The organism is Stenotrophomonas humi (assembly GCF_001431415.1).
Classification (GTDB): domain Bacteria; phylum Pseudomonadota; class Gammaproteobacteria; order Xanthomonadales; family Xanthomonadaceae; genus Stenotrophomonas; species Stenotrophomonas humi.
Genome location: NZ_LDJI01000013.1, coordinates 139575 through 152590, shown reverse-complemented (window position 1 = coordinate 152590; position 13016 = coordinate 139575). Strand labels below are relative to the sequence as shown.

Genomic DNA, 13016 nt, shown 5'->3' with positions numbered 1-13016 from the left:
CCCTGCCCGGGCTTCCGTTCAAACCGCCTGACGCACGCTTACTTCGACGCGGCGTCCATTTCCTTCAGCAGCTGCGGCGCCGGCGCCACTTCCTGCATGATCCAGCGCATGTAGCGCTCGTCCACCGAGATCATGCGGGTCATCACCGGATCGAACACCCAGTTGCTGGCAACCGATTCCCAGATGCCGTCGAACGCCAGACCCACCAGGCGGCCGTGCGCATCCAGCACAGGCGAACCCGAGTTGCCGCCGGTGATATCCAGGTCCGACAGGAAGTTCACCGGCACGCTGCCGATGCGCGAATCTTCCAGACCGCCGTAACGCTTGGCCTTGACCGCATCGATCAGTGCCTTCGGCGAGTCGAACGGATCAGCACCGGTTTCCTTGGCCACGATGCCTTCCAGGTCGGTGAAGGCCGGCTGCACCTTGCCGTCCAGGCCGGTGTAACCCTTCACGTTGCCGAAGGTGATGCGCAGCGACAGATTGGCGTCCGGATAGACGAACTCACCCTGGCTCTTCTTGTAGTCGGCGATCGCCTGCAGGAACAGCGGACGCGCCACCAGCTCCTCACCGGTACGCACCTTGCGCTGATGCTCGATCTCCAACAGCGCCGGCATCACTGCCACCGCGTACTGGATGGCCGGATCGGTGCTGGCTTCGAAGGCCGCCTTGTCGGCGGTGAACCACTTCAGGCGCTCGTCCAGGTTGCCCAGCTTGCTGCCATCCAGACGCGCTACCGCTGCATTCACCGCAGCGGTGTCGTTGCCACCCAGCCAGCTGTCGAACGCCGGCAGGTGCTGCGCGGCCGGCAGCTGTGCGTACTGCTGCAACCAGTACTGCTGGAACTGGCGGTCCATGGCCGCCACGTAGCGGCGATCCATCTGCTTCAGGCCGCCTTCGATGGCCGGCAGATCACGCTCCTGGTAACCCTCTTCGCGCTGCGCGTCCGGCTTGGCCTTCTCGATGGCCAGGCGGTACAGGCGCACCGCAGTGCCCAGCGTACCGGTGCGGTTGAGCATGCCCAGATTCAGGTCACGCGCCTGGTTGGCGCGGCCCTGCTGGCCCAGCGCCAACAGCTGCGCATGGGCATCCAGCGCCGGCTTGCCGGCAGCACCCTGCGTGCGCAGCCATTCCAGCACGGCGGTTTCCTCGCGCTGCTTGTGGGCCAGCACGTTGTTGCGCTTGAAGCCGTCCAGCTGGCCGTCGTAATTCTTGCTGGTGTTGTTCCAACCGGCCATGCTCGCGGCGTACTTCACCGCGATGTCCTTGTTGTCCTTGCTGGCGGCTTCGACCAGGGCGATCTGGTCCTTGTAGGCCTTGGCAATGGTCGGGTAGCTCCAGTTGGCGGTGTTCTCGAACTCGCTGACCAGCGCGTAGCGGTCGGTACGGCCCGGGTAACCGGCGACCATCACGAAATCACCTTCGCCCAGCGGCTGGTTGGCCAGCTTCAGCCAATGCTTGGGCTGGTACGGCACGTTGTCGGCGGCGAACGCGGCCGGCTTGCCATCCTTGCCCACGTAGGCGCGGTAGAACGAGAAGTCACCGGTGTGGCGCGGCCACATCCAGTTGTCGATGTCGCCACCGAACTTGCCGACGCTGCCCGGAGGCGCATAGGCCAGGCGCACGTCCTTGATTTCCATGTTCTTGAACAGGCGGTAGGTGTTGCCGCCGGAGAAGCTGTAGAAGGTGCAGCTGTAGGCGTCGTCGCTTTCGCAGTCCGCGATCAGGCGCTTCTCCAGGGCTTCCAGCGCCTCGGTGCGCTTGAGCGGATCGTTGCCGGCACCGGCAATGGCGGCCTTGGCCTGTGCGGTCACGTCGGTGATGTCGTCCAGCACGTAGATGCGCGCGTTCGGGCCGGCGCTCAGTTCGTCCTTGTAGGTCGGCGCGTTGAAGCCATCCTTGATCAGGTTCTTCTCGGCGGTCGAATTGAGCTGGATCGAGCCGTAGGCGCAGTGGTGGTTGGTGACCACAAGGCCCTGCGGCGACACGAAACTGGCGGTGCAGCCGCCCAGCGCAACCACCGCGCCCATCGGGTCACCGGTCAGGTTGGCCAGCTGCTGCGGGTCCAGTTTCAGGCCTGCCTGCTTCAGCGGGCCGGCGATCTCCGGCAGCTGCTGCGGCACCCACATGCCTTCAGCGGCCTGGGCGGCCTGGGCCATGCCCAGCCCGGCGACGATGGAAAACGCAAGCAAATTCACGCGCATGAGGCACTTCCGAAAGGTTGGAACGGCCGATTGTAACGATTGGAACCGTCCGCTTCCCCTGCCATCGGTCAGTACGGGGCCATTACGTCAGCAGGCCTATAATCGGCGCTCTTTTTCACACTGCGGTTTTCCTGCAATGGCACAGACGATGAAGGCGCTGGTGAAGCGCGAAGCGACCAAGGGCATCTGGATGGAAGAGGTGCCGGTGCCCACGCCCGGCCCGAACGAAGTGCTCATCAAGCTGGAGAAGACCGCCATCTGCGGCACCGACCTGCACATCTACCTGTGGGACGACTGGAGCCAGCGCACCATCAAGCCGGGCCTGACCATCGGCCACGAATTCGTCGGCCGCATCGCCGAGATCGGCCCGGGCGTGACCGGCTATGAAATCGGCCAGCGCGTGTCGGCCGAAGGCCACATCGTCTGCGGCCATTGCCGCAACTGCCGTGGCGGCCGCCCGCACCTGTGCCCGAACACCGTGGGTATCGGCGTCAACATCAACGGCGCCTTCGCCGAGTACATGGTGATGCCGGCCAGCAACCTGTGGCCGATCCCGGACCAGATCCCGTCGGAGCTGGCCGCGTTCTTCGACCCCTATGGCAACGCCGCGCATTGCGCGCTGGAATTCGACGTGATCGGCGAGGACGTGCTGATCACCGGTGCCGGCCCGATCGGCATCATCGCCGCGGGCATCTGCAAGCACATCGGTGCGCGCAACGTGGTGGTTACCGACGTCAATGATTTCCGCCTGAAGCTGGCCGCCGACATGGGTGCCACCCGCGTGGTCAACGTCGCCAACCAGTCGTTGAAGGACGTGATGAAGGAACTGCACATGGAGGGCTTCGACGTGGGCCTGGAAATGAGCGGCAATCCGCGTGCGTTCAACGACATGCTCGACTGCATGTACCACGGCGGCAAGATCGCCATGCTCGGCATCATGCCCAAGGGCGCCGGCTGCGACTGGGACAAGATCATCTTCAAGGGCCTGACCGTGCAGGGCATCTACGGCCGCAAGATGTACGAGACCTGGTACAAGATGACCCAGCTGGTGCTGTCCGGCTTCCCGCTCGGCAAGGTGATGACCCACCAGTTGCCGGTGGACCGTTTCCAGGAAGGTTTCGACCTGATGGAACAGGGCAAGGCCGGCAAGGTCGTGCTGAGCTGGAATTGATTGCCAGCAACTGACATGCGAAAGGCGCCGCAAGGCGCCTTTCGTGTATCTGCAGCCCTACGAATTCACGCGGGAGCGCATCAGGCGTCGGGCCGGAATGGTGGAAATGAGAAAGGCGCCTTTCGGCGCCTTCTCACGATGCATCAGATACAACGCATCAAACAAAGATCAGGGCACGTCCACCGACACGGTGAACACCACGCCCGGCTTGTAGGTGTCCGACTCGCGACGCAGCAGCGAAGCGTCCGAACCGAAGGTGTCGTAGTAACCCAGGGTCGCGGTCGCCGGGCCGAAGGCCTTGGACACCGAGATCGAGCCGTCGTAGTAGTCCGCACGGCGCGGCCATTCGTTGGCTTCTTCCTTGATGGTGGTGTAGCCGGCCGAAGCACCGATCGAGAAGCCGGTCTCGCCGATGTCGTAGCTGGCTTCCAGCGCGCTGTAGGTCTGTTTGGCGCCGCTGTTGCTGTAGTCGTTGGCATAGCCCAGCAGGCCGCTCACGGTGACCGGGCCGTTCCAGGTGACCTTGGCCAGGTATTCGTTGTAGTCGATGTCACCGTAGCCCGACGAGGCGTTCGTGTAGGTATAGCGGTTCACGCCCAGGTCGATGTTCCAGCTGTCGGACAGGTCCTTGCTCCAGCCGATGTTGTAATCGACTTCGAAGTTCGGGCCACCTTCACCGAAATCGACGTTGGAGCCCCACACGGTGGCGTACACGCCGAACGGTGCGGTGTAGGTAGCGCCGGCCTGGAAGGCTGGGCCATTGTCGGTCTGCGACACACCACGGAACACGTAATCGGTGGTCACCGCGAAGGTAGCGCTGAACGGGGAGGTGCTTTCCTCCTCACTGTCCTGGGCCCAGGCGGCAAACGGAACGGACAACAGGGCGGCGCAGGCAACGGCGACAAGACGCTTGTTGTGCATCAGGGACTCTCCAGGAAGTGGGGGGCACCGGATCGAACTGATCCGATTCACGAATTTTTAACCGCAATGATATTGCGATGCAACATCCGCGTGCCGCCCACTTCCCGTATTCAGCTCCCTGCGGCGGGGAATACCCCGTAACGACGGGCTGCCAGCCGGATGGACTCACCCGCCACGTAAGCCGGGCTGCCCGCCGGCAACTCGACCTCAAGATCCGTTGTTGCGCCGTCCAGACGGGCCCGCAGCCGCTGCCGCGCACCGCTGCGCTGCACCGTCCCCACCGTTGCCAGCCAGTCACCGCCGGCCTCGACCACCAGATCTTCCGGGCGTACGTACACCTCCAGCGCCTCGGCCACCGGCACCACGCCAGTGCGCGGCCAATGCACGCCGGCTACTTCCAGCGTTTCTCCGTGCAGCCGCGCCGGCAGCCGGTTGGCTTCGCCCACGAAGCCATAGACAAACGGGGATGCCGGCTGGTCGTAGACCTCGCCGGGCGTACCGACCTGCTCGATCCGACCGCGATTGAGGATGGCCACGCGGTCGGCCAGTTCCAGCGCCTCTTCCTGGTCGTGGGTGACGAACACCGTGGTCAGGCCAGTGCGGTCATGCAGTTCTCGCAGCCAGCGACGCAGATCACGGCGCACCTGCGCATCCAGCGCGCCGAATGGTTCATCCAGCAACAGCACGCGCGGCTCGATGGCCAATGCACGCGCCAATGCGACACGCTGACGCTGCCCCCCGGACAGCTGCGTCGGGTAGCGCCCGCCCAGCCCGTCCAGTTGCACCAGCGACAACAGCTCCTCGACCCGCGCCTGGATCCGCGCCTTCGGCCAGCGCGCGGCACCGCGCCGCACTTCCAGGCCGAAGGCGATGTTGCTGCGCACGTCCAGGTGCTTGAACAAGGCGTAATGCTGGAACACGAAACCTGCACGTCGCGCCTGCACGCTCAACCCGGTGGCGTCTTCACCATCGAACAGGATGTGGCCCTGCTCGGGTTGTTCCAGCCCGGCGATGGCCCGCAGCAGCGTGGTCTTGCCCGAACCGGAGGGTCCCAGCAACGCGAGCAGTTCGCCGCTGCGGATATCCAGGCTGACGCCATCGAGTGCGGCGAACGCGCCGAAGCGCTTGCCCAGTTGTTGGATGCGGATGTTCATCGTTTCACCTCAATGGCGATGCGCGGCGGCCAACGACTGACCGTGGCGCCATTCCAGGAAAGTCTTGACCACCAGCGTCAGCAGCGCGGTGATGGCCAGCAGTGATGCGCAGGCAAACGCCGCGCTGTAGGCGTATTCGTTGTAGAGAATTTCCACATGCAACGGCAGCGTGTTGGTGCGTCCACGGATATGCCCGGACACCACCGACACCGCGCCGAACTCACCCATCGCGCGCGCGCTGCACAACAGCACTCCGTAGAGCAGGCCCCAGCGGATGTTGGGCAAGGTCACCTTCCAGAACATCTGCCACGCATTGGCGCCAAGCGTCAGTGCAGCCAGTTCCTCATCGCTGCCCTGCTGCTCCATCAGCGGCATCAACTCGCGCGCGATGAAGGGGAACGTGACGAACACCGTGGCCAGCACGATGCCCGGAATGGCGAACACGATGCGCGGCAACTGCAGCAGCGTCTCGCCGAGCACCGGCAGATGCACGCGCACGCCATCCTCGATGAACGGCCAGAACCAGCCATCGCGCCCGAACAGCAGCACGAACACCAGGCCCGCCACCACCGGCGACACCGAGAACGGCAGGTCGATCAAGGTGACCAGCCAACGCTTGCCGGGGAAGTTGTGCTTGCTCACCACCCACGCCGCAGCCACGCCGAACACCAGATTCAGCGGCACCACGATGGCGGTGACGATCAAAGTCAGCTTCACCGCCGACAAGGCATCCGGCTCGCTGATTGCCACCCAGAACGCCTGCACGCCGCCGCGCAGCGCTTCGACGAATACCAGCAGCAACGGCAACAGCAGGAACGACAACAAGAACCCCAGTGCCCCGAGGATCAACAGCACCTGCACCCAGCCCGGTTCACTGGTCACGCGCTGGCGCGCATGCACGGCTGTGCCCTTCCCTGTTGTCACCGGCAACTCCAACACTTGTTCGTTCATCGTGCGCCCCGGCGCTGCAACCATGCCTGCAGGCTGTTGACCAGCAGCAGCACCACGAAGGACAGCAGCAGCATGGCCCCGGCAATGGCGGTGGCACCGGCGTAATCAAATTCTTCCAGGCGGATGGTGATCAGCAGCGGTGCGATCTCGGTGAAATTGGGCAGGTTGCCAGCGATGAAGATCACCGAGCCGTACTCGCCCACGCCGCGTGCGAAGGCCAGCGCAAAGCCGGTCAGCATCGCCGGCCACAACATCGGCACGACCACCCGCACGATGGTCTGCAAGCGGCTCGCGCCCAAGGTTGCCGAGGCTTCTTCCAGCTCGCGCTCGGCTTCGGCGAGCACCGGTTGCACGATGCGCACCACGAACGGCAGGCCCACGAACACCAGCGCGACGGTAATGCCCAACGGCGTGTAGGCCACCTTCAGCCCCAGCGGTTCCAACCATCGCCCGACCCAACCCTGACCGCCATACAACGCAGTCAGCGCGATGCCGGCGACGGCCGTGGGCAAGGCAAACGGCAGATCGATCATCGCGTCGAACAGACGCCTGCCGGGAAAGCGATAGCGCACGAACACCCACGCCACCCAGGTGCCCATCACCGTATTGAACGCGGCCGCCGCAAATGCGGTGCCGAAGCTCAAGCGCAGTGCCGCGAGCACACGCGGCTCGGTCCATATCTGCCAGACACCGCCGATGCCCAACCCTGCCGCCTTGAGGAACACGCCGGCCAACGGGATCAACACAATCAACCCCAGCCAGAACAGGGTGATACCCATACCAAGACCAAAGCCGGGCAGTACCCGGCGTTGGCGCCGCGTGCGCGGCAGCACTACGTCAGCACTTGTACTCACCGCTTACTTGCTCGCCTGGATCTGATCGAAGAGGCCGCCATCGGCGAAGTGCTCGGACTGTGCCTTCTCCCACGAACCGAACGCCTGACGAATGGTGACCAGCGGTATCTGCGGGAAGCGGGCAATGTCGGCACGGTCGGCGTACTCGGGGCTGCGCGGGCGATAGTAATGGCGCGCGGCGATGCGCTGGCCTTCCGGCGAGTACAGGTACTGCAGATACGCCTGTGCGACTTCACGGGTACCGTGCCGGTCCACGTTGCGGTCCACCAGCGCCACCGACGGCTCGGCCAGAATCGACTGGCGCGGCACCACGATCTCGAACTTGTCCGGGCCCAGCTCTTCCTGCGCCAGGAATGCCTCGTTCTCCCAGGCCAGCAACACGTCACCGATGCCACGCTGCACGAAGGTGGTCGTCGCCCCGCGCGCACCGGTATCGAGCACCGGCACGTTGCGGAACAGCGCGCGCATGTAGTTCAGCACCTTGTCGCGATCACCCTTGAAGATGTGGTCGGCGTAGGCCCATGCAGCGAGGTAATTCCAACGTGCGCCGCCGGAGGTTTTCGGGTTGGGCGTCACCACCGACACACCGCTGCGCAACAGGTCCGGCCAATCGCGGATGGCCTTCGGGTTGCCCTTGCGCACCAGGAACACGATGGTCGAGGTGTACGGTGCGCTGTTGTCCGGCAAGCGGTCTTCCCAGTTGCCCGGCAACAGCTTGGCCTTCTCGGCGATGGCGTCCACGTCATAGGCCAGCGCCAGCGTCACCACGTCGGCCTCGATGCCATCGATCACCGCACGCGCCTGTTTGCCGGAGCCGCCGTGCGAGGTTTCGATGGTGACGTTGTCGCCCTTGGTTTCCTTCCAGTGCTTGGCGAAGGCGGCGTTGAAATCGCGGTACAACTCGCGGGTCGGGTCGTAGGACACGTTGAGCAACTGAATGTCACGCGCAAACGCCGCACCTGCGCTCAAGGTCAGCAGGAAAGCCAGCGAGGCGATACCGGTACGGGCAAGAAAGGAATGCTTCACGAAGACTCTCCGTCAGAAGGAAACTTGCAGGCGTGAGAAAACGGCTTTTTCGTCCGGCAACCTGACGCCACCAGCGGCCGCGTCGAAGCTGCTTTGCAGGTAATTGGTCGCCAGCTTGAGGTTGGCCGTCAGGTACCAGTTCGCGCCCACCGTCCACGAGCGGATATGCGACGCCGAGGTGACTGGATCGGCATACAGCGGGAACGCGGCATCATCGATATCCAGTTCGCCATAACGTGCGGTGAGCTCGAACGCTCCCAGGCCACCGTTGATGCCGAACGGCCGTGACGGCGTCACGCCGCGATAGCCGGCGTCTTCACCGGTCAACACATAACTGGCCGTGGTCTGCCAGGCGCGGTGTTCCAGCTCCTTGTGCCGCACATCACGCGCGACTTCCTGCTGCGAGACGATGTACTCGGCCTGCAGGCCGAAGCTGTTGCGATAGAACCAACCCTGCGGTGACCAGCGCAGCGTGTCACCATCGGCGAGCACCGCACTGCGGTAGCTGAAGAACGTCGCCTGGCCGGGCGTGCGATAACGCGGCAGGAAGTTGCTGCCACTGCCGTGCTTCTCACCCGCGCTTGCGCCGAGGCCAAAGCCCAACCCGGCCCAGACGCTATCCCTGCCCTTGAACGGCTCGAAGAACACGCGCCCGGCGTACTCGAAATCATCGTCCGGATTGCTGGTCACGGCATCACGACCATCGACCGTGCCGTTGAACACGCCGATTGCGTAGCTGAATCTGCCCTTGGCCACTTCACCCTGCAGCTGCACGCCGAGGTCGCGATTGGGCGCCAGCTCACTGGCCAGCGCGCGTTCCACATCCACCAGCGCGGCGGATGACTGCAGACGTTCCAGCCCCACCGGCGAGGTGAACTTGCCCACGCGCACGATGTAAGCCGGATTGAAGCGCAGGTCGGCGTAGGCATCGACGATGCTGGCGCTGTCACCGGCAAACTCCGGGGTGAAGCGGTACGCCACCAGCTTGCCCAGCGAGCCTTCCAGCGTCGGCCGTGCGGTGCGCAGCAGGAAGGTGTCGTTCTGGCTGCTGTCGCCCAGGAACACACGCGCATCGCCCTGTAGCAGGCCACGCAGCTTCAGCTCGTAGTTGCCGTCGCCGGACTTGAACGAGGCGCCCTTCTGGTCGACGGTGATCTTCGGTGCGGCCTTGGCCGTGGCCACACGCTCTTCTTCCTGCAATTCCAGACGACGCTCAAGGATGCGCAGGCGCTGATCCAGATCGGCCAGGCCGGCACCTTCCACCGGCGCTCCCTCGGACACACCCGCCAGCCGCTCCAGACGCTCAAGGCGCTGCTGCAGCTGTTCGACACTGAGTTGCTGGGCCTGCACCGATGACCACGCCCCGCACGCCAGCCCGGCCAGGCTGAAGGACAACAGCTTCCTGGTCGGCAGGGTGAACGGGGGACGTCTGGCGGTCATCGGTGGCTCCTGTGAAGGGGATGGAGCGTCGATGCTGCGGGCGCACACCCGGTCGGAGAAATGACTTCGGGCGCGTCGCTTATAGCCATCGCGCATGACGCCAGCGCCAAGTGCAGGGGGCGGCTAAAATCGGGGTTCCTTTCCGTCCGCAAGACCCTGCCATGACCGCAAACGCGAACACCTCCCCGCTCACCCGGCACTACGCCGAGGAACTGGACGCCATCCGCGCGCAGGGGCTGTTCAAGTCCGAACGCATCATCACCAGCCCGCAGTCAGCCGAGATCACCTTGGACGACGGCCGCACCGTGCTGAACTTCTGCGCCAACAACTACCTGGGCCTGGCCGACCACCCGGACCTGATCCAGGCGGCCAAGGACGCGCTGGACAGCCACGGCTTCGGCATGGCCTCGGTGCGCTTCATCTGCGGCACCCAGGACCTGCACAAGCAGTTGGAGAAGCAGATTGCCGACTTCTTCGGCAAGGACGACACCATCCTCTACGCCGCCTGCTTCGACGCCAACGGCGGCCTGTTCGAACCGCTGCTGGGCGAGAACGACGCGATCATCTCCGACGCGCTCAACCACGCCTCGATCATCGATGGCGTGCGCCTGTGCAAGGCCAAGCGCTTCCGCTACGCCAACTGCGACATGGCCGATCTGGAAGCGCAGCTGCAGGCCGCCGACGCTGCGGGTTGCAAGACCAAGCTGATCACCACCGATGGCGTGTTCTCGATGGACGGCTTCATCGCCCCGCTCGATGAAATCACCGCGCTGGCCAAGAAGTACAACGCGCTGGTGCATATCGACGAATGCCACGCCACCGGCTTCCTTGGCGCCACCGGCCGTGGTTCGGCCGAAGTGAAGGGCGTGCTCGACAAGATCGACATCATCACCGGCACCCTGGGCAAGGCCATGGGCGGCGCGCTGGGCGGTTTCACCTGCGCCAGCGCCGAGGTGATCGAACTGCTGCGCCAGCGTTCGCGCCCGTACCTGTTCTCCAACTCCTTGCCGCCGCACGTGGTCGCCGCCGGCATCAAGGCGTTCGAGATGCTTGCCGCCGCCGATGACCTGCGCGGCACACTGGCCGAGAACACCGCGTATTTCCGCGAAAAGATGACCGCTGCCGGTTTCGACGTGAAGCCGGGCGTACACCCGATCAGCCCGGTGATGCTGTACGACGCGCCGTTGGCACAGAAGTTTGCCGAGCGCCTGCTGGAGGAAGGAATCTACGCGATCGGCTTCTTCTTCCCGGTCGTGCCGAAGGGCCAGGCCCGCATCCGCACCCAGATCAGCGCCGCGCACAGCCGCGTGCACCTGGACCGCGCCATCGATGCCTTCATCCGCATCGGCAAGGAGCTGGGCGTGATCAAGGGCTGATCAGTGCCCGAGGCGGAAACGAAACAGGCGCCCACCAGGCGCCTGTTTCATTTCAACACTGCAAGGCACGCGCAGGGCAAAGCCACGCACCACCGGGACCTTGGTGGTCAGCCCTTTGCGAGCATGTCCACCGCTAGATGCCCTGCACTACCGGTAATCAGTTCTTGGCGGCCCTTGCGGCCGGCGCAGCAGCCGGCACCGGTGCGCCCTTGGCGACACGGATACCGTTGGCCTTCATCCACGCATCGAACTGGTCAGCACTCATCCGGCTCTCGCCCTGCTGCATCAGGAAACGGTAATTGCCCAACGCGTCCTTTTCGGCGACCGGCCTTTCCACGGTGACCGTGACCGGCTTGTCGTCAGCTTTGCTCGCGTGTTTGCCCGACGAAGCACAGCCCACCAGGGCCACCACTGACAGCGTCACCAGCGTAATGCCTGACACACGAATAAGAGCTTGCATGGCTGCGATCCCGTTCAATACAGGGGGCCAGTCTAAACAATCACTCGAACAAGTGCAGCTACTACACTGAATTAATTGAATTAATTAGCGCATTCAGCTTGGCATTCATCGTCCCGCCAAGGCTTCCAACTCCGCCGCGTCGAGCTCACGCCACTGTCCTTTGCCCAGCTCGCCAAGCTGCACTGGCCCGATCGCCACCCGCATCAACCGCAGCACATCGAATCCAAGCACTTTCAGCAGCCGGCGGATATGGCGGTTGCGGCCTTCATCCAGCACCACTTCCAACCAGGCGGTACGCTCGCCGTGGCGCAGGATTTGCACCGAATGCGCGGCCAGATGCTCGTCGGCATCATCAACCCCCTCCTGCATGCGCGCCAGCTGCGCAGCGTCGGGCACCGCATCGACCTGCACGCGGTAGGTTTTCAGTGGCCCGGTGGCCGGATCGGTCAGCCGCGCCGCCCACTCCGGGTCGTTGCTGAAGAACAACAGGCCCTCGCTGGCCTTGTCCAAGCGACCGACCGGCGCCAGCCATGGCAGCCCGGCACCGTCAAAACACTGGTAGACCGTGTCGCGGCCGTGCTCGTCCTGCACGGTGGTGACCAGCCCGCGCGGCTTGTTCAAGGCGATGTAAAGCCGCCCAGCCGCTGCCAGTGGCTGGCCATCCAGCAGCACCTTGTGGCGCCCGGCCAGGATCGGGAACTCGGGGTCACGGATCACCCGCCCATCGACGCTGACACGCCCATCCAGCACCCGCCGCGCCGCCTCGCTGCGCGAGCACACACCGGCCTTGGACAGCACCCGCGCCAGACCATGACGCACCTGCGCCTCACCTGTGCCGGCACGGGAAAGCAAACGCCCGCCAGGTTTGGCCGGGCGGGCGTTTGAACGATACGGAGGCTTGCGTTGGGTCATTCGTACGGAAGCGGCTGGCCGCCTTACTTGACCTCGGCAGCCGGCTGCGCCGCTGGCGCTGCTGCTTCGGCAGGAACCGGACGCGCCTTGACCACGCGCACGCCGCGCGCCTTCATCCAGGCGTCGAACTCTTCGGCGGTCATGCGCTTGCCGTTCTGGCTCATGTCAAAACGCCACGGCGTATTGTCGAACTCGGTCTGCGGCTTGTAAGCGGCCGGGTCATTGGCGTTGATCGCACCACGGGCCGGAATGGCACTGGCCACGTTGTTGCAGCTTTCCACGCGCAGGCGCATCAGCACGCGATCCAGCGACTGCTCCTCGCTGAGGCCGGAGCTCAACACACCCGACGGCATGCCCAACTGGCCCGGGCGCACATACAGCTCGGAAGCCACCGGTGCGATCACCGTGGCCGGCAGCGGCGCGGCCGGGATGGCACTGGCCGAACAATCCACTGCTGCATGAGCGGCAGGCATGGCAGCCAGCACGACAAGACCAGCCAGAACAGTACGCAGCATTGAATTTCCATTAAGACAGGAGAACGCCGCGA

General features: G+C 64.5%; 12 protein-coding genes. 2 read left to right on the top strand and 10 right to left on the bottom strand.

The window, feature by feature from the left end; all coding sequences use genetic code 11:
- Positions 1–38: 38 nt before the first annotated feature.
- Positions 39–2204: a S46 family peptidase gene (locus ABB26_RS07975; protein ID WP_057633144.1), complete on the bottom strand. Its 2166-nt coding sequence runs from the start codon at positions 2202–2204 to the stop codon at positions 39–41.
- A 136-nt stretch (positions 2205–2340) separates the two neighbouring features.
- Here ABB26_RS07975 and tdh point away from each other — a divergent pair, with 136 nt between their 5' ends.
- Positions 2341–3375 carry an L-threonine 3-dehydrogenase gene (tdh, locus tag ABB26_RS07970; protein ID WP_057633143.1) on the top strand — a complete coding sequence of 345 codons (1035 nt, stop codon included), beginning with the start codon at positions 2341–2343 and terminating at the stop codon, positions 3373–3375.
- 168 nt (positions 3376–3543) lie between these two features.
- Here tdh and ABB26_RS07965 read toward each other — a convergent pair whose 3' ends face one another.
- The 6 genes from ABB26_RS07965 to ABB26_RS07940 form a co-directional block, all read right to left on the bottom strand.
- Positions 3544–4296, bottom strand: a complete 753-nt coding sequence (locus ABB26_RS07965) for a TorF family putative porin (RefSeq protein ID WP_057633142.1) — start codon at positions 4294–4296, stop codon at positions 3544–3546.
- A gap of 110 nt (positions 4297–4406) precedes the next feature.
- Positions 4407–5450 (bottom strand): sulfate/molybdate ABC transporter ATP-binding protein, encoded by a 1044-nt coding sequence (locus ABB26_RS07960; RefSeq protein ID WP_057633141.1) that lies wholly within the window; start codon positions 5448–5450, stop codon positions 4407–4409.
- Between the two features lie 9 nt (positions 5451–5459).
- Entirely contained in the window at positions 5460–6401 is a 942-nt protein-coding gene (gene cysW, locus ABB26_RS07955; protein WP_083490735.1) for a sulfate ABC transporter permease subunit CysW, read from the bottom strand.
- On the bottom strand, positions 6398–7234 hold the full coding sequence (gene cysT, locus ABB26_RS07950; protein WP_275452815.1) for a sulfate ABC transporter permease subunit CysT: 837 nt from the start codon (positions 7232–7234) through the stop codon (positions 6398–6400). Before cysT ends, cysW begins: the two co-directional genes overlap by 4 nt.
- 24 nt (positions 7235–7258) lie before the next feature.
- Positions 7259–8281 carry a sulfate ABC transporter substrate-binding protein gene (locus ABB26_RS07945; protein ID WP_152982593.1) on the bottom strand — a complete coding sequence of 341 codons (1023 nt, stop codon included), beginning with the start codon at positions 8279–8281 and terminating at the stop codon, positions 7259–7261.
- A gap of 12 nt (positions 8282–8293) precedes the next feature.
- Positions 8294–9721, bottom strand: coding sequence for an OprO/OprP family phosphate-selective porin (locus ABB26_RS07940; RefSeq protein ID WP_057633140.1), 1428 nt, complete (start codon positions 9719–9721; stop codon positions 8294–8296).
- Between the two features lie 161 nt (positions 9722–9882).
- On the opposite strand from ABB26_RS07940, the gene kbl reads away from it, so the two are divergent.
- Positions 9883–11097 (top strand): glycine C-acetyltransferase, encoded by a 1215-nt coding sequence (gene kbl, locus ABB26_RS07935; protein ID WP_057633139.1) that lies wholly within the window; start codon positions 9883–9885, stop codon positions 11095–11097.
- 157 nt (positions 11098–11254) lie between these two features.
- On the opposite strand, the gene ABB26_RS19225 is transcribed toward kbl, so the two are convergent.
- From ABB26_RS19225 to ABB26_RS07920, 3 genes are all read right to left on the bottom strand, one after another.
- The gene (locus tag ABB26_RS19225; RefSeq protein ID WP_152982592.1) at positions 11255–11557 is read right to left on the bottom strand and encodes a hypothetical protein; all 303 of its coding nucleotides are present in this window, start codon (positions 11555–11557) and stop codon (positions 11255–11257) included.
- A 105-nt stretch (positions 11558–11662) separates the two neighbouring features.
- Complete coding sequence (locus ABB26_RS07925) at positions 11663–12469, bottom strand: pseudouridine synthase (RefSeq protein ID WP_057633137.1); 807 nt, start codon at positions 12467–12469, stop codon at positions 11663–11665.
- Between the two features lie 23 nt (positions 12470–12492).
- Complete coding sequence (locus tag ABB26_RS07920; protein WP_057633136.1) at positions 12493–12984, bottom strand: hypothetical protein; 492 nt, start codon at positions 12982–12984, stop codon at positions 12493–12495.
- Between the last annotated feature and the right edge of the window lie 32 nt (positions 12985–13016).